Raw genomic sequence first — 17242 nt, 5'->3', positions numbered from 1 at the left:
GCCAAGTACGGCGCAGCCTAACGGCCGTGGCGGCTCAGCCATTGGCCGGCCAGTGCCCGTGCCTTCGCGTCCGCCGTGAATACCGCGTCCAGGTCATCCAGCGCCACCACGGGCTGAAGATTCAAGACTTCTTCGATGATACTCGCGATTTCCAGGTAGCGAACCCGTCCGTCGAGAAACGCCGCGACCGCCACTTCGTTGGCCGCATTCAGCATCGCCGGGGCGCTGTCGCCGGCTTCCGCCGCCTGGCGCGCCAGGCGCAGGCAAGGGAAGCGCTGCTCGTCCGGTGCCTCGAAGTCCAGGCGCGCCACCGCGAACAGGTCCAGCGGCGCCACGCCCGAATCGATCCGCTCGGGCCAGGCCAGTGCGTTGGCGATCGGCGTGCGCATGTCCGGGTTGCCCAACTGCGCCAACACGGAACCGTCCACATAATCGACCAGCGAATGGATCACGCTCTGCGGATGGATGACCACCTCGACCTGGGAGGGCTTGGCATCGAACAGCCAGCAGGCTTCGATCAGCTCTAGGCCCTTGTTCATCATGCTGGCCGAATCCACCGAAATCTTGCGCCCCATGGACCAGTTCGGGTGGGCACACGCCTGCTCAGGTGAAACATGCGCCAAGTCAGCCATCGGCGTCTGCCGGAAAGGGCCGCCGGAGGCCGTCAGAAGAATCCGACGGACACCGACATGGCTCAATCCGCGGGAGAAGTCCTGCGGCATGCATTGGAAAATCGCATTGTGCTCGCTGTCGATCGGCAGCAGCGCCGAACCGCTCTTGCGCACCGCCTGCATGAACAAGGCGCCGGACATCACCAGCGCCTCCTTGTTTGCCAGCAGGATTTTCTTGCCCGCCTCGACGGCCGCCAGGGTCGGGCGCAGCCCGGCCGCGCCGACGATCGCCGCCATCACGGCGTCCACTTCGGGAGCTGCAGCCACCTGGCACAGCCCCTCCTCCCCCACCAGCACGCGGGTCGGCAGGCCGGCGGCGCGCAGGTCGTCCTGCAGGTGGCGCGCAGCCTGAGCCTCAGGCACGACCGCGAATTGCGGTACATGACGCACGCACAGGGCGAGCAGCTCGCTCAGGCGGCTGAACCCACTCAGGGCGAACGCCCGGTAACGGTCAGGATGGCGCGCGATGACATCCAGGGTGCTCAGACCGATGGAACCGGTCGCCCCCAGTACGGTGATCTGCTGCGGCCGGCTCACGGTGCGGCCATCCACAGCATCACGGCGAACAGCGGGATCGCTGCGGTCAGGCTGTCGATGCGGTCCAGGACACCGCCGTGCCCCGGCAGCAGGTTACTGCTGTCCTTGATGCCGGACTGGCGCTTGAACATGCTTTCGGTGAGGTCGCCCACCACCGAAACGAACACGATCACGGCCGCCCCGATCAAGCCCTTGAACAGCTGCGCCACGGTCCAGTCGCGCACGAAGCCGACCAGCACGGTGATCGCCAGGCTCAAGGCGAGGCCGCCGTAGACGCCCTCCCAGCTCTTGCCCGGGCTGACCTGCGGCGCCAGCTTGCGCTTGCCGAAGGCCCGGCCGGAGAAGTAGGCGCCGATGTCGGCGCCCCACACCAGCACCATCACCGCCATGATCAGCCAGTTGCCCAGCGGGTACTGCTTGATCTGCACCAGCCCTTGCCAGGCGGGCAGCAGGATCAGGAAGCCGATGACCAGCTTGCACGCCGCGCTGGCCCAATGCCCGCTGGATTGCGGGTAGGTCAGCACCAGATACGTGGCCACCGCCCACCACAGCACCGAAGCGCCGAGCACCCAGGGCGCAAGGCCGGGCAGGATGTACATGACGAACAGCATCAACGCCACCACGGCGGCGTAGCCTACGCGGAACGACTGCGCGCCGAAGCCCGCCAGACGCGCCCATTCCCACGCGCCGAGACTCACGACCAGCCCGATGAACAACGCAAAACCGGATCCTTCGAGCAGAAAGAAACCGCCCAACGCGATCGGCAGCAAGATCAGTGCGGTGATGATTCGTTGTTTAAGCATTAAACCCGGGCTCCGGCTTCGACCTGCTCGCTCGTTTTACCGAAGCGGCGCTGGCGCGAAGCGAAATCGGCCAGCGCGTTGCGCATGGCATCGTGTTTGAAGTCCGGCCAGAACAGGTCGGAGAAATACAGCTCGGCGTAAGCGAGCTGCCAGAGCAGGAAGTTGCTGATGCGGTGTTCGCCGCCGGTGCGGATGCACAGGTCCGGCAACGGCAGGTCGCCGGTGGCCAGGCACGCCTGCAACAGGTCCGGCGTGATGTCGTCCGGCCGCAGGTGACCGGCCTGCACCTCACGGGCAAGACGCTGCGCAGCCTGCGCGATGTCCCACTGGCCGCCGTAGTTGGCGGCGATCTGCAGGACAAAGCGGTTGGCGCCGGCGGTCATCGCCTCGGCTTCGCGCATCGCCGCCTGAAGCTCAGGGTGGAAGCGCGAACGGTCGCCGATGATGCGCAGGCTGATGTTGTTGTCGTTGAGGCGCTTGGCCTCACGACGCAACGCCTTGAAGAACAGATCCATCAAGGCGCTGACCTCATCGGCCGGGCGCTGCCAGTTCTCGCTGGAGAAGGCAAACAGCGTCAGCACCTCGACCTTGGCCTCGGCGCACACTTCTATCACCGCACGCACGGCATCCACGCCCGCCTTGTGCCCGGCGACGCCGGGCATGAAGCGTTTCTTCGCCCAGCGGTTGTTGCCATCCATGATGATCGCGACATGGCGCGGCACCGCGGACGGCGCAGTCTGCTTGGTCTTTTCCATGAAGGCGTCCTGACCCTTTATACGGCCATCAGATCCTTTTCTTTTTCTTCGGTCGCCTTGGCGATCTGACCTTCGAAGTCCTTGATCAGCTTGTCGATGTCGGCACCGGCGCGACGCTCTTCGTCTTCGCTGATTTCCTTGTCCTTGGACAGCTTCTTCAGCTCGCCCAGGGCGTCACGACGGATGTTGCGCACGGCGACGCGGGCATCTTCGGCCGCGGCGCGCGCCTGCTTGGTGAAGCCCTTGCGGGTCTCTTCGGTCAGCGGCGCCATCTTGATCAGCAGCAACTCGCCAAGGTTGGTCGGGTTGAGGTTGAGGCCGGCGCTGCCGATGGCCTTGTCGATGGCGCCGAGCATGTTGCGCTCGAACGGCACCACCTGCAGGGTCTGGCTGTCCTTCACGGTCACGTTGGCCACACCGCTCAGCGGGGTGTCGGCGCCGTAGTAAGGCACCATCACGCTGCCCAGGATGCTCGGGTGGGCCTTGCCGGTGCGGATCTGGCCGAACGCGTGCGCCAGGGACTCCAGGGACTTCTGCATGCGCGCCTGGGCGTCTTTCTTGATTTCGTTGATCATTGTTGAACTTCCTCGATCAGGGTTCCTTCGGCGCCGCCATGCACGATGTTCAGCAGGGCGCCGGGCTTGTTCATGTTGAATACACGCAGCGGCATCTTGTGGTCGCGGCACAGGCAAATGGCCGTCAGATCCATCACACCCAGCTTGCGATCCAGCACTTCATCGTAGGTCAGATGATCGAACTTCTCGGCATGCGGGTCTTTGAACGGGTCTGCGGTGTAGACGCCATCGACCTTGGTCGCCTTGAGCACGACGTCGGCGTCGATTTCGATGGCTCGCAGGCAGGCTGCCGAATCCGTGGTGAAGAACGGATTGCCGGTGCCGGCGGCGAAAATCACGACGTCCTTGGAGTTCAGGTGGCGCATGGCCTTGCGGCGATCATAGTGATCGGTCACGCCGACCATGGAAATGGCGGACATCACGATGGCCGAGATATTGGCACGTTCCAGCGCATCGCGCATGGCCAGGGCGTTCATCACAGTGGCCAGCATGCCCATGTGGTCGCCCGTGACGCGGTCCATGCCGGCCTTGCTCAGGGCTTCGCCGCGAAACAGGTTGCCGCCGCCGATCACCAGACCGACCTGAACACCGATGCCGACCAGCTGGCCGACTTCCAGCGCCATGCGGTCCAGCACCTTCGGGTCGATCCCGAACTCTTCCGAGCCCATCAGGGCCTCGCCGCTGAGCTTGAGTAGAATGCGTTTATAGCGAGCCTGATAACCACTGCCCTGCTGAGCCATTGCGAATCTCTCCTGCGGCGTATTTAAAAATTCTTTGCGAGCTGTTTGCAGCTGGCGCTTCACTCTAGCTTGGCGCTGCTTCAGCGCCATCGGAACATGGCTTTGTAAGTCAGTTCCAAGCGGAAACCAATTAAAAAATCGGTCACCGTATCTGAAAAGAGGCTGCGCGCGTGAGCGGGCAGCCTCTTTCGGGCGACAGTTGAAAAACCGTCTTACTGCTTGGCGGCAGCCACTTGTGCGGCAACTTCTTCAGCGAAGTTGTCGACTGGCTTCTCGATGCCTTCGCCCACTTTGAAGTAGGTGAAGGAAACGATTTCAGCGCCGGCTTTCTTGGCCAGTTCGCCGACCTTGACTTCCGGGTTCATGACGAACGCTTGCTCGACCAGCGAGGCTTCGGCCAGGAACTTCGAGATACGACCTTTGATCATGTTCTCGACGATGTTTTCCGGCTTGCCCGCGATCTTGTCGGCGTTCAGCTGCAGGAAAACGCCTTTTTCGCGCTCGATGGCTTCGGCCGACACTTCCGACGGCAGCAGGAACTCTGGGTTCGAAGCGGCAACGTGCATGGCGATGTTCTTGGCCAGCTCGATGTCGCCGCCTTTCAGAACGACGGTAGCGCCGATCTTGTTGCCGTGCAGGTAAGCACCGACAACGTCACCCTCAACGCGCGCCAGGCGACGGATGTTGACGTTTTCGCCGCACTTGGCGACCAGGGCTTCACGGGCGGCTTCACGGGATGCGATCAGCGGAGCGGCGTCGGTCAGCTTCTGGGCGAAGGCTTCTTCCAGGCTTTCGGCGACGAAGTTCTTGAAGTCGTCCTGCAGGGCCAGGAAGTCGGTCTGCGAGTTCACTTCCAGCAGAACGGCGGATTTACCGTCGGTCTTCACGGCGATGGCGCCTTCGGCAGCGATGTTGCCTGCTTTCTTGGCAGCCTTGATGGCGCCCGAAGCACGCATGTCATCAATGGCTTTCTCGATGTCGCCGCCAGCCTTTTCCAGGGCTTTCTTGCAATCCATCATGCCTTCGCCGGTGCGCTCGCGCAGTTCTTTGACCAACGCTGCAGTAATTGCTGCCATTTTCAAATTCCTCTTGGATAGGTTTTCAACCATTCCACCCGACTGAACGGGCGTTCAATTCTTCCCGAACCACCTTGTATAGCCGCTGCACGTTACAGATGCAGGGCGGGCGCTGCCACAAGCGGGCGCCGACAAATGGTTTTCGAGGTGGCAAAAAGGGGGCCAAGCCCCCTTTTTGCTTACTGAGTCAACGCCAGGGCGTCAATTACTCAGCTGCAGCCGCCGGAGCTTCTTCAGCGAAGACTTCGGTGCCGCCAGCAACGTTGTTGCGGCCACGGATAACGGCGTCAGCCATCGAACCCATGTACAGCTCGATCGCGCGGATGGCGTCGTCGTTGCCTGGGATGATGTAGTCAACGCCTTCCGGGCTGCTGTTGGTATCGACTACGCCGATGACCGGGATGCCCAGCTTGTTGGCTTCGGTGATCGCGATGCGCTCGTGGTCGACGTCGATCACGAACAGAGCGTCCGGCAGGCCGCCCATGTCCTTGATGCCGCCCAGGGAGCGGTCCAGCTTCTCGAGGTCACGGGTGCGCATCAGCGCTTCTTTCTTGGTCAGCTTGGCGAAGGTGCCGTCTTCGGCTTGAACTTCGAGGTCACGCAGACGCTTGATGGAAGCACGGATGGTCTTGAAGTTGGTCAGCATGCCGCCCAACCAGCGGTGATCGACGTACGGCGAACCGCAGCGTGCTGCTTGCTCGGCGACGATCTTGCCGGCGGAACGCTTGGTGCCGACGAACAGAATCTTGTTTTTGCCCTGGGCCAGGCGCTCTACGAAGGTCAGTGCTTCGTTGAACATCGGCAGGGTTTTTTCAAGGTTGATGATGTGGATCTTGTTGCGCGCGCCGAAAATGTACTTGCCCATTTTCGGGTTCCAGTAACGGGTTTGGTGACCGAAGTGCACACCGGCCTTCAGCATATCGCGCATGTTGACTTGGGACATGATAGTTCCTTGATAAGTCGGGTTGGGCCTCCACGCATCCCAATGACCAACCGCCGATCCGAGGATCAAGGGCACCCAGGTCATCGTGTCGACACGTGTGTGGGTTAATGCTTTCGGGGCTATCCCCGGAAAGCGGCGCATTTTATATCACAAGGAGGGCGCAAACGGAACCCGGAATCTGCATTCGCATCAGGGACATGAGGGAAGCGCGCCGCGGATCCGCCCTGGCACGGCATTGTACGGACGGACGCGATGCACACAGACGCGGATTTGCGCCTTTCGTCTGTTAGAATCGCGTTTTTCAGGGCCGCAGCCTGAACGCCTGCCGTCCTATCCGTATCTGCAAGCGCCGCCGGGCGCAGAGAGAGCCTGTATGACCGTCAACCTCAAAACCCCCGAGGACATCGCTGGCATGCGTGTCGCCGGCAAACTGGCCGCCGACGTGCTGGAAATGATCGCCGAGCACGTAAAGCCGGGCATCACCACCGATGAGCTGAACCAGATCTGCCACGACTACATCGTCAACGTGCAGCAGGCCATCCCCGCCCCGCTCAACTACAAGGGCTACCCGAAGTCGATCTGCACCTCGATCAACCACGTGGTCTGCCACGGCATCCCCAACGACAAGCCGCTGAAGAACGGCGACACCCTGAACATCGACGTCACGGTGATCAAGGACGGCTACCACGGCGACACCAGCCGCATGTTCCACGTCGGCACCGTGCCGGTCTGGGCCGAACGCCTGTCCCAGGTCACCCAGGAATGCATGTACAAGGCGATCGAGATCGTCAAGCCCGGCTGCCGCCTCGGCGACATCGGCGAAATCATCCAGAAGCACGCCGAGAAGAACGGCTTCTCGGTGGTGCGCGAGTTCTGCGGCCACGGCATCGGCAAGGTGTTCCATGAAGAGCCGCAGATCCTGCACTACGGCCGCGCCGGCACCGGCATGGAGCTGCAGGCCGGCATGACCTTTACCATCGAGCCGATGATCAACCAGGGCAAGGCCGATACCAAGGTGCTGGGCGACGGCTGGACCGCCATCACCAAGGACCGCAAGCTCTCGGCGCAGTGGGAACACACCCTGCTGGTCACTGAAACCGGCTACGAGATCTTCACCCTGCGCAGCGACGACACGATCCCGCGCGTATCGGCCTGACCCAGACACCGCTCCCAGCCTATAGAAGGAAAGCCAACCGATGCCGCAGGTGGATCCCGAACTCTTCGACCGCGGCCAGTTCCAGGCTGAACTGGCCCTGAAAGCGAGTCCCATCGCGGCATTCAAGAAGGCCATCCGCCAGGCCCACGAGGTGCTCGACACGCGTTTTCGCAACGGCCGCGACATCCGCCGGCTGATCGAAGACCGCGCCTGGTTCGTCGACAACATCCTGCAAAAGGCCTGGGAGCAGTTCAACTGGAGCGACGACGCCGACATCGCGCTGGTGGCGGTCGGCGGCTACGGCCGAGGCGAGCTGCACCCCTATTCCGACATCGATCTGCTGATCCTGCTGGACAGCGCCGACCATGAGATCTTCCGCGACTCCATCGAGCGCTTCCTGACCCTGCTCTGGGACATCGGCCTGGAGGTCGGCCAGAGCGTGCGCTCGGTGGACGAATGCGCCGAAGAGGCCCGCGCCGACCTCACGGTCGTCACCAACCTGATGGAAAGCCGCACCATCTGCGGCCCCGAGCGCCTGCGCCAGCGGATGCTGGACGTCACCAGCACCGCCCACATGTGGCCGAGCAAGGACTTCTTCCTGGCCAAGCGCGCCGAGCAGAAGGCCCGCCACCACAAGTACAACGACACCGAGTACAACCTGGAGCCCAACGTCAAAGGCTCGCCCGGCGGGCTGCGGGACATCCAGACGATCCTCTGGGTCGCCCGGCGCCAGTACGGCACCCTGAACCTGCGGGCGCTGGCCGGCGAAGGCTTTCTGGTGGAGAGCGAAAACGCCTTGCTCGCCTCGTCCCAGGAGTTCCTCTGGAAGGTGCGCTATGCCCTGCACATGCTGGCCGGCCGCGCCGAGGATCGCCTGCTGTTCGACCATCAGCGCTCGATCGCCACGCTGCTGGGTTTTGAAGGCGACGACGCCAAGCAAGCCGTCGAAAACTTCATGCAGCAGTATTTCCGCGTGGTGATGAGCATCGCCCAGCTCAGCGACCTGATCATCCAGCACTTCGAGGAAGTCATCCTCGCGCCGGAGGACGAAGCCCCGCCGCAGCCGATCAACGCACGGTTCCAGCTGCACGACGGCTACATCGAGGCCCGCAGCGAAAACGTGTTCCGCCGCACGCCGTTCGCCATGCTCGAGATCTTCGTGCTGATGGCCCAGCAGCCGGAAATCAAGGGCGTGCGGGCCGACACCATCCGCCTGCTGCGCGAACACCGGCACCTGATCGACGACAATTTCCGCAACGACATCCGCAACACCAGCCTGTTCATCGAGCTGTTCAAGTGCAAGATCGGCATCCACCGCAACCTGCGCCGGATGAACCGCTACGGCATCCTCGGGCGCTACCTGCCGGAGTTCGGCTTCATCGTCGGGCAGATGCAGCACGACCTGTTCCACATCTACACCGTGGACGCCCACACGCTGAACCTGATCAAGCACCTGCGCAAACTGCAGTACACCCAGGTGTCGGAAAAATTCCCGCTGGCCAGCAAGCTCATGGGCAAGCTGCCCAAGCCCGAACTGATCTACCTGGCCGGCCTGTACCACGACATCGGCAAGGGCCGCCACGGCGACCACTCCGAGATCGGCGCCGTGGACGCCGAGGCCTTCTGCCAGCGCCACCAGTTGCCGGTCTGGGACACCCGCCTGATCGTGTGGCTGGTGCAGAACCACCTGGTGATGTCCACCACCGCCCAGCGCAAGGACCTGTCCGACCCGCAGGTGATCCACGACTTCGCCCAGACCGTCGGCGACGAGACCCGCCTGGATTATCTCTACGTGCTGACCGTGGCCGACATCAACGCCACCAACCCGACCCTGTGGAACTCCTGGCGCGCCAGCCTGCTGCGCCAGCTCTACACCGAAACCAAGCGTGCGCTGCGCCGCGGCCTGGAAAACCCGGTGGATCGCGAGGAGCAGATCCGCCAGACCCAGAGCGCCGCGCTGGACATCCTGGTGCGCGGCGGCACCGACCCGGACGACGTCGAGCAATTGTGGGCGCAGCTGGGCGACGACTACTTCCTGCGCCACACCGCCGGCGACGTGGCCTGGCACAGCGACGCGATCCTCCAGCAACCGGCCGACGGCGGCCCGCTGGTGCTGATCAAGGAGACCACCCAGCGCGAGTTCGAAGGCGGCACGCAGATCTTCATCTATGCGCCGGACCAGCACGACTTCTTCGCCGTGACGGTGGCGGCGATGGATCAGCTCAACCTGAACATCCACGACGCCCGGATCATCACCTCCAGCAGCCAGTTCACCCTCGACACCTACATCGTGCTCGACACCGACGGCGACTCGATCGGCGACAACCCGCTGCGGGTCAAGCAGATCCGCGACGGGCTGACGGAGGCCCTGCGCAACCCTGACGACTACCCGACGATCATCCAGCGCCGGGTGCCGCGCCAGCTCAAGCATTTCGCGTTTGCGCCGCAGGTGACGATCCACAACGACGCCCAGCGTCCGGTGACGGTGCTGGAGCTCACGGCACCGGACCGGCCGGGCCTGCTGGCGCGGGTCGGCGGGATTTTCCTGGAGTTCGACCTGTCGCTGCAGAACGCCAAGATCGCCACCCTGGGCGAGCGGGTGGAAGACGTGTTCTTCATCACCGACGCGCACAACCAGCCGTTGTCCGACCCGCTGCTGTGCAGCCGATTGCAGGATGCGATCGTCGAGCAACTGAGCGTCAACCAGGAGCCCGACATCAAGCTGTCGCGCATCAGCATCTGACCCGACTATTTTCCCCTTGCGGGAGCGGGCTCGCCCGCTCCCGCACAGCACGAGACCCTTCATGAACAACGCCCTGAACCAGTTGCAGCCCTACCCGTTCGAAAAGCTCCGCGCCTTGCTCGGCAGCGTCACGCCGAACCCGGACAAGCGCCCGATCGCCCTGTCGATCGGCGAGCCGAAACACCGCTCGCCGAGCTTTGTCGCCGAGGCGCTGGCCAGCAACCTGGAGCAGATGGCGGTGTACCCGACCACCCTCGGCATCCCGGCCCTGCGCGAAGCCATCGCCGCCTGGTGCGAACGCCGCTTCAACGTGCCGGGCGGCTGGATCGACCCGGCGCGCAACGTGCTGCCGGTCAACGGCACCCGCGAGGCGCTGTTCGCCTTCACCCAGACCGTGGTCAACCGCGGTGACGACGCGCTGGTGGTCAGCCCGAACCCGTTCTACCAGATCTACGAAGGCGCGGCGTTCCTGGCCGGGGCCAAGCCGCACTACCTGCCGTGCCTGGACGAAAACGGCTTCAACCCGGACTTCGACGCGGTGTCGCCGGACATCTGGAAACGCTGCCAGATTCTGTTCCTGTGCTCGCCGGGCAACCCGACCGGCGCGCTGATCCCCCTCGACACCCTCAAAAAACTGATCGCCCTGGCTGACGAGCATGATTTCGTGATCGCCGCCGACGAGTGCTACAGCGAACTGTACTTCGACGAACAGACCCCGCCGCCGGGCCTGCTGACCGCCTGCGCCGAGCTGGGCCGCAAGGACTTCAAGCGCTGCGTGGTGTTCCACAGCCTGTCCAAGCGCTCGAACCTGCCGGGGCTGCGCTCGGGCTTCGTCGCCGGGGACGCCGACGTCCTCAAGGGCTTCCTGCTGTACCGCACCTACCACGGCTGCGCGATGCCGGTGCAGACCCAACTGGCCAGCGTCGCCGCCTGGAACGACGAAGTGCACGTGCGCGCCAACCGTGCGCTGTACCGCGAGAAGTTCGACGCCGTGCTGGCGATCCTCAGCCCGGTGATGGACGTGCAGCGCCCCGACGGCAGCTTCTACCTGTGGCCGAACGTGAACGGCGACGACGCGGCGTTCTGCCGCGACCTGTTCGAACAGGAGCACGTGACCGTGGTGCCGGGTTCGTACCTGTCCCGCGACGCCGACGGCGTCAACCCTGGGGCCGGCCGTGTGCGCATGGCGCTGGTGGCACCGCTGGCGGAGTGCGTCGAGGCCGCCGAACGGATCCGCGCGTTCATCACCCGTCGACAGTGAGCCCGACACCGTGCCAGCCATGCTGGCACGGTGACTTTTCATATCGGGAAACACCTGCGCACGGCGCGGACACCTTTTAGTGCAGGAAGGCAGGTTACTCTTGCCCCGCGCATCGACTTGCGCATCGCCCCCTCCACTTCAAGGATGAAGCCCCCATGAATCAATTGCAGGATTGCAGGCTCGTGCAATGGCCGGACGACCAGGCCGCCCATGACACCGCCATCAACGAAAACCCCGCCAACGCCGGCACCGCCAGCGGCGGACGCCGCAAGCGTTCGCTGATCGACTATTCGAAACTCTGGGCCAACGGCCGAACCCTGACGATCGCCTTCATCGACGCGCCCGACCCCGAGCGCAAACAGAGAATCATCAGCGCCGCCAGCCGCTGGCTGCCGTACATCAACCTGACGTTCGATTTCGTCGAAGGCGTGCAGGGCGATATCCGCATCGCGACGAAGAACAACAACAACAGCTCGATGCTCGGCACCGACGCGCTGCTCGTCCATCCCGACTGGCCCACCATGAACCTGGGCGTGACGCCCGACCATCCGGACTTCGACGTGATCGTCACCCATGAGTTCGGCCATGCCCTGGGCGCGATGCACGAACACCTGCATCCGCAGGCCAAAATCCCCTGGGACAAACCCAAGGTGTACGCGTTTTACCAGAACCGCGAGATGAACCCGCTGACCCGCAAGCAGGTCGACCTGAACCTGTTCAAAACCTTCAGCACGCCGGTGGCGATCCACACTGACTACGACCGCCGGTCAATCATGCATCACCCGGTCTCGAACGAACTGACGCTGGGGGACTGGGAAAACCCGATCAACCGCAAGATCAGCAAAAAGGACAAGAAGATGATGCGGCTGATGTACCCGAAGCAGCCCCGGCAAACCCGCTGAGCACCCGGCCCTTTCCGGGGCCTCCGCTCACTTGACCTGCCCTAGGTTCGCCTCGCTCAGATCAAGGTCCGCCAGCACTTCTCGCAGCACGTCATCACCGATCTGGTGGTGACGGCTCAGGCTGTAAAGCGTCAGACGCTGCGCCCGCAGCGCCTTCAGGCGCAGGCGACGCTCCAGCAGATCCATCTGGAAAGCCAGCGCCTGGGCTTCGGCCGAATCGTTGAACACCTCCAGCTGATGGCGGTACTCGGACATGATCCGTGCCTTGAGCTCCACCGCCAGGGCGGCCTCGGCGGCGTCCTGCGGGTTGGCCTCTTCGGTCTCCAGCGCATGGATCGCCGCCTCGGCGGTCTTGCGCCAGGCCTCGCGGACTTCCTGGCGGCGCTTGTCGTCCGGGCTCTTCTCGACGCCCCGAAGCAGCAGCGGCAGCGCGATGCAGGCCGCAATCAGCGACAGCAGGATCACCCCAGCGGCGATGAAGATCAGCAAGTCCCGCTCCGGAAACGCTTGCGCGCCCATCAGCATCGGCACCGACATCACACCCGCCAACGTCACCGCCCCGCGCACCCCGCCCACCGTCAGCAGCCAGCAGGAACGCGCCGTCGGCACCTGCGTCAGGTCGCCCTTGCCGCGCAGACGGCGCAACAGCACAGACAGGCGCCAGATGCTCTGCACCCAGACGAAGCGCAGCAGCACCAGCGTCAGGAAGATCGCCAGCACTTCGAGGCCACGGTAGAACAACGCGGGCCACAACGTCGGCTCATGACTGACCACCGCCTTGACGATGTCCGGCAACTGCAGGCCCAGCAGCAGGAAAATCAGGCCGTTGAAGGCGAACTCCAACAGCGACCAGACGCTGCGGTTGAGCAGCCGGGTGCTGGTCTGGCGCGGCAGCAAGTCGAGCCAGCTCTGCATCATGCCGGCCGCGACGGCCGAGAGGATGCCCGAAGCGCCCAGGCGTTCGGCAAGCACGTAAGCGGCGAACGGCAACAGCAGCATGAACACCACATGGGTCGCCGGATCGTCCCAGCCGCGGGCGATCATCCACGCCCGCAGCCGGCCGACCAGCCAGCTCAGCGCCACGCCGACCAGCAGGCCTCCCGCCGCCACCAGCACGAATGTCAGGCTCGCGCCGGCCAGCGAAAACGCGCCGGTGACCGCCGCCACCAGGGCGAACTTGAACGTCACCAGGCCCGAGGCGTCGTTCATCAGCGCCTCGCCCTGCAGGACGTGCATCAACGGAGTCGGCAGGCGGTTCTGGGAGATGGCGGACACCGCCACCGCATCGGTGGGCGACAGCACGGCCGCCAGGGCGAAGGCCACCGGCAACGGGATGTCCGGCAGCAGCCAATGGATGAAGTAGCCCGCCCCGACGACGGTGAACAGCACCAGCCCCACCGCCAGCGTCAGGATCGGGCCGCGCAAGTGCCAGAACGCCCGCTTGGGCATGCGCCAGCCATCGGAAAACAGCAGCGGCGGCAAAAACAGGAACAGGAACAGTTCAGGATCGAGGGCGACATGCAGCCCCAGCGTCGGCCAGGCCAGCAAGGCCCCGGCGGCGATCTGCACCAGCGGCAGCGGCAAGGGGACGACCCGTCCGACCAGGCGCGAGACGCTGACCAGCATCAACAGGATCAGGACGGTGTAGGCGGTTTGCATAAAGCGGATGTCTCAGGCGATCGACAGCGATGAACTGCCATATTAGCCGCATAGGCTCCGGATGACCGTTGCACCTATGTCGCACAGCCTCGATCGGCCCTTCTGCGGGCGCCAGCCTGCTGGTGATGGCCTCACCCGGCCAAACCAGACAGCGGCCCCACAGGCCCGATCAAGATTCCGGCGAGTAAATCGACCACGGCCGCCGCGATGCCGTCCGGTCATGGCATAATCCGACACCATTTTTCTCCAGCACCTGTAAAGGGGGCGATTCCTTGACCGTTTCAAGCAAAACGTTGCACCTTTTCGGCATCAAAGCCTGCGACACCATGAAAAAGGCGCGCACCTGGCTCGATGAACACGCTGTCAGCTACGACTTCCACGACTACAAGACCGCCGGCATCGACCGTGAGCACCTGACCCAATGGTGCGACGAACATGGCTGGCAAACCGTGCTGAACCGCGCGGGCACGACCTTCCGCAAGCTCGACGACGAACAGAAAGCCGATCTCGACCAGCCGAAGGCCATCGAACTGATGCTCGCCCAACCCTCGATGATCAAGCGCCCGGTGCTCGATCTCGGTGACCGAACCCTGATTGGCTTCAAGCCAGATACCTACGCGGCAGCGCTCAAGTAAGCGGCCCGTCCCCATTCGATAGAGGTATTCACATGTCCAACTCCCTGTTCAGCCTGGCCTTCGGCGTCGGCACCCAAAACCGTGACGGCGCCTGGCTGGAAGTGTTCTACGCCCAGCCGCTGCTCAAGCCGTCGGCCGAGCTGGTCGCCGCCGTCGCGCCGATCCTGGGCTACACCGAAGGCAACCAGGCCATCGCCTTCACCACCGCCCAGGCCGCGCAACTGGCCGAAGCCGTGAAGGGCGTCGACGCCGCGCAGGCCAAGCTGCTGACCCGCCTGGCCGAAAGCCACAAGCCGCTGGTCGCCACCCTGCTGGCCGAAGACACCCAGCTGACCTCCACCCCTGAGGCCTACCTGAAGCTGCACCTGCTGTCCCACCGCCTGGTGAAGCCGCACGGCGTGAGCCTGGCCGGCATCTTCCCGCTGCTGCCGAACGTGGCCTGGACCAGCCAGGGCGCCATCGACCTGAGCGAACTGGCCGAACTGCAGCTCGAAGCCCGCCTGCGCGGCGAGCTGCTGGAAGTGTTCTCGGTGGACAAGTTCCCGAAAATGACCGACTACGTCGTGCCGGCCGGCGTGCGCATCGCTGACGCCGCCCGCCTGCGCCTGGGCGCCTACGTGGGCGAAGGCACCACCGTGATGCACGAAGGCTTCGTCAACTTCAACGCCGGCACCGAAGGCCCGGGCATGATCGAAGGCCGCGTGTCCGCCGGCGTGTTCGTCGGCAAGGGTTCGGACCTGGGCGGCGGCTGCTCGACCATGGGCACCCTGTCGGGCGGCGGCAACATTGTGATCAAGGTCGGCGAAGGCTGCCTGATCGGCGCCAACGCCGGCATCGGCATCCCGCTGGGCGACCGCAACACCGTCGAGTCGGGCCTGTACGTGACCGCCGGCACCAAGGTCGCGCTGCTGGACGAGAACAACCAGTTGGTCAAGGTGGTCAAGGCCCGTGACCTGGCCGGCCAGACCGACCTGCTGTTCCGCCGCAATTCGGAAACCGGTGCCGTGGAGTGCAAGACCCACAAATCGGCCATCGAACTGAACGAAGCGCTGCACGCCCACAACTAAGCGGCACATCGTCCAACCTGTGGGAGCGGGCTTGCCCGCCCCCACAGGTCTTGTGCATAGGCCGAACGACATGATGATTCCCTCCCCCTGGCGTGCCGACTTCCCGGCCATCGCCGCCCTGCAACGGCAAGGCCAGACCTACCTGGACAACGCCGCCACCACGCAAAAGCCCCAGGCCCTGCTCGACGCGCTGGCGCATTACTACGCCAACGGCGCCGCCAACGTGCACCGCGCGCAACACCTGCCCGGCGCCCATGCCACACAGGCGTTCGAAGACACCCGCCTGAAGGTGGCGCAATGGCTCAACGCCGGCGACAGCGGGCAGATCATCTTCACCCACGGCGCCACCAGCGCGCTGAATCTCCTGGCCTATGGCCTGGAACACCTTTTCTCTGCGGGAGACGAAATCGTCGTCAGCGCCCTGGAGCATCACGCCAACCTGCTGCCGTGGCAGCAACTGGCCCGCCGCCGCGACCTGAAGCTGGTGATCCTGCCGCTGGACGCCGACGGCCTGATCGATCTTGCGCAAGCGGTGCACCTGATCGGCCCGCGCACCCGTCTGCTGGCGGTCAGTCAGTTGTCCAACGTGCTCGGTGCCTGGCAACCGTTGCCCGCCCTGCTCGCCATGGCCAAAGTGCACGACGCCCTGACCGTGGTCGACGGCGCCCAAGGCGTGGTGCACGGTCGCCACGACGTGCAGGCGCTGGGCTGCGACTTCTATGTGTTTTCCAGCCACAAGCTGTACGGGCCCGACGGCCTCGGCGCGCTGTTCGGGCGCAACGCGGCGCTTGAGCGCTTGCGGCCGTGGCAGTTCGGCGGCGAAATGGTGCTCGAAGCCCATTACCACGACTCGCGCTTTCGCCCGGCACCACTGGGCTTCGAGGCCGGCACGCCGCCGATCGCCAGCGTGATCGGCCTGGGCGCGACCCTCGACTACCTGGCCGGCCTGGATCAGGACGCCGTGTCCGCCCACGAGGCGGCGCTGCACGACTACCTGCTCAAAGGCCTGGCGGCGCGCAACGGCATCCGCCTGCTGGGCCGGCCGCAACTGGCGCTGGCGAGTTTTGTGGTGGACGGCGTGCACAACGCCGATCTGGCGCATCTGCTGACCGAGCAAGGCATTGCCGTGCGCGCCGGTCATCACTGCGCCATGCCGCTGCTCAAGCGCTTCGAACTGGCCGGGGCGATCCGCGTGTCGCTGGCGCTGTACAACGATTCAGAGGATCTGGAACGCTTCTTCGAAGCGCTGGACCAGGCGCTGGAGCTGTTGCGGTGAGCCTGCCGAGCGAAGCCGCCGAAGCCCTGCGGATCTTTCAGGGCGCCGCCGGCTGGGAGCAGCGGGCGCGCCTGCTGATGCAGTTCGGCGACCGTCTCGCCCCTCTGGATGACGCCGACAAGTGCGACGCCAACCGGGTGCACGGCTGCGAAAGCCAAATGTGGCTGGTGGGAGAACTTCACGACGGGCGCTGGCAATTCGCGGCCGCCAGCGATGCGCGGTTGATCCGCGGGCTGGTGGCGCTGCTGCTGGTGCGGGTGAACGGGCTGACGGCGGCCGAACTGCGCCAGGTGGATCTGCCGGACTGGTTCGATCAGCTGGGGCTGTCGCGCCAACTGTCACCGTCGCGCAGCAATGGCCTGAACGCGGTGCTCCAGCGGATGAACGCGCTGGCCGGCTGAGCGCCATCGCCAGCAGGCTGGCTCCCACCGGGATCTCGGTTG

At 64.5% G+C, this 17242-nt stretch carries 16 protein-coding genes; 8 read left to right on the top strand and 8 right to left on the bottom strand.

All coding sequences use genetic code 11. The annotated features are described in order from the left end of the window. Nucleotides 1-17 precede the first annotated feature (17 nt). The 7 genes from ispC to rpsB all read right to left on the bottom strand — a co-directional run bounded on the left by ispC (nt 18) and on the right by rpsB (nt 6100). Nucleotides 18-1208, bottom strand: coding sequence for a 1-deoxy-D-xylulose-5-phosphate reductoisomerase (gene ispC, locus CAG31_RS12375; RefSeq protein ID WP_085581387.1), 1191 nt, complete (start codon nt 1206-1208; stop codon nt 18-20). Further along, nucleotides 1205-2011, bottom strand: coding sequence for a phosphatidate cytidylyltransferase (locus CAG31_RS12370; protein ID WP_085581385.1), 807 nt, complete (start codon nt 2009-2011; stop codon nt 1205-1207). The genes ispC and CAG31_RS12370 overlap by 4 nt, the downstream gene beginning before the upstream one ends. Then, nucleotides 2011-2766: a polyprenyl diphosphate synthase gene (uppS, locus tag CAG31_RS12365; RefSeq protein WP_085581383.1), complete on the bottom strand. Its 756-nt coding sequence runs from the start codon at nt 2764-2766 to the stop codon at nt 2011-2013. Before uppS ends, CAG31_RS12370 begins: the two co-directional genes overlap by 1 nt. A gap of 17 nt (nt 2767-2783) precedes the next feature. Then, the gene (gene frr, locus CAG31_RS12360) at nt 2784-3341 is read right to left on the bottom strand and encodes a ribosome recycling factor (protein WP_085581381.1); all 558 of its coding nucleotides are present in this window, start codon (nt 3339-3341) and stop codon (nt 2784-2786) included. Next, nucleotides 3338-4081 carry a UMP kinase gene (pyrH, locus tag CAG31_RS12355; RefSeq protein ID WP_011332683.1) on the bottom strand — a complete coding sequence of 248 codons (744 nt, stop codon included), beginning with the start codon at nt 4079-4081 and terminating at the stop codon, nt 3338-3340. Before pyrH ends, frr begins: the two co-directional genes overlap by 4 nt. 212 nt (nt 4082-4293) lie before the next feature. Then, a complete protein-coding gene (gene tsf / locus CAG31_RS12350) occupies nt 4294-5157 on the bottom strand; it encodes a translation elongation factor Ts (protein ID WP_085581379.1) in 864 nt (287 codons plus the stop codon). A gap of 205 nt (nt 5158-5362) precedes the next feature. Next, the gene (gene rpsB, locus CAG31_RS12345; protein WP_085581377.1) at nt 5363-6100 is read right to left on the bottom strand and encodes a 30S ribosomal protein S2; all 738 of its coding nucleotides are present in this window, start codon (nt 6098-6100) and stop codon (nt 5363-5365) included. Nucleotides 6101-6473: 373 nt separating this feature from the next. Between rpsB and map the strand changes: the two genes are divergently transcribed. The 4 genes from map (at nt 6474) to CAG31_RS12325 (ending at nt 12162) form a co-directional block, all read left to right on the top strand. Next, a complete protein-coding gene (gene map / locus CAG31_RS12340) occupies nt 6474-7256 on the top strand; it encodes a type I methionyl aminopeptidase (protein WP_085581375.1) in 783 nt (260 codons plus the stop codon). Nucleotides 7257-7296: 40 nt separating this feature from the next. Further along, entirely contained in the window at nt 7297-9999 is a 2703-nt protein-coding gene (locus CAG31_RS12335; RefSeq protein ID WP_085581373.1) for a [protein-PII] uridylyltransferase, read from the top strand. A 61-nt stretch (nt 10000-10060) separates the two neighbouring features. Further along, complete coding sequence (gene dapC / locus CAG31_RS12330) at nt 10061-11260, top strand: succinyldiaminopimelate transaminase (RefSeq protein ID WP_085581370.1); 1200 nt, start codon at nt 10061-10063, stop codon at nt 11258-11260. Between the two features lie 155 nt (nt 11261-11415). After that, the gene (locus CAG31_RS12325; RefSeq protein WP_085581368.1) at nt 11416-12162 is read left to right on the top strand and encodes a peptidase M12; all 747 of its coding nucleotides are present in this window, start codon (nt 11416-11418) and stop codon (nt 12160-12162) included. A 27-nt stretch (nt 12163-12189) separates the two neighbouring features. On the opposite strand, the gene CAG31_RS12320 is transcribed toward CAG31_RS12325, so the two are convergent. Beyond that, nucleotides 12190-13821, bottom strand: coding sequence for a Na+/H+ antiporter (locus tag CAG31_RS12320; RefSeq protein ID WP_085581366.1), 1632 nt, complete (start codon nt 13819-13821; stop codon nt 12190-12192). Between the two features lie 272 nt (nt 13822-14093). On the opposite strand from CAG31_RS12320, the gene CAG31_RS12315 reads away from it, so the two are divergent. From CAG31_RS12315 to CAG31_RS12300, 4 genes are all read left to right on the top strand, one after another. Then, nucleotides 14094-14456 (top strand): ArsC family reductase, encoded by a 363-nt coding sequence (locus CAG31_RS12315; protein WP_085581364.1) that lies wholly within the window; start codon nt 14094-14096, stop codon nt 14454-14456. 32 nt (nt 14457-14488) lie between these two features. After that, nucleotides 14489-15523: a 2,3,4,5-tetrahydropyridine-2,6-dicarboxylate N-succinyltransferase gene (gene dapD / locus CAG31_RS12310; RefSeq protein ID WP_085581362.1), complete on the top strand. Its 1035-nt coding sequence runs from the start codon at nt 14489-14491 to the stop codon at nt 15521-15523. Nucleotides 15524-15593: 70 nt separating this feature from the next. Further along, complete coding sequence (locus tag CAG31_RS12305) at nt 15594-16799, top strand: aminotransferase class V-fold PLP-dependent enzyme (protein WP_085581360.1); 1206 nt, start codon at nt 15594-15596, stop codon at nt 16797-16799. Then, nucleotides 16796-17200: a SufE family protein gene (locus CAG31_RS12300; protein ID WP_085581358.1), complete on the top strand. Its 405-nt coding sequence runs from the start codon at nt 16796-16798 to the stop codon at nt 17198-17200. Before CAG31_RS12305 ends, CAG31_RS12300 begins: the two co-directional genes overlap by 4 nt. Nucleotides 17201-17242: the final 42 nt, after the last annotated feature.

Source organism: Pseudomonas sp. R25(2017) (assembly GCF_002112565.1).
Lineage (GTDB): Bacteria > Pseudomonadota > Gammaproteobacteria > Pseudomonadales > Pseudomonadaceae > Aquipseudomonas > Aquipseudomonas ekonensis.
The sequence above is the reverse complement of the archived record's forward strand: the minus strand, read 5'-3'. Positions and strand labels throughout refer to the sequence as shown.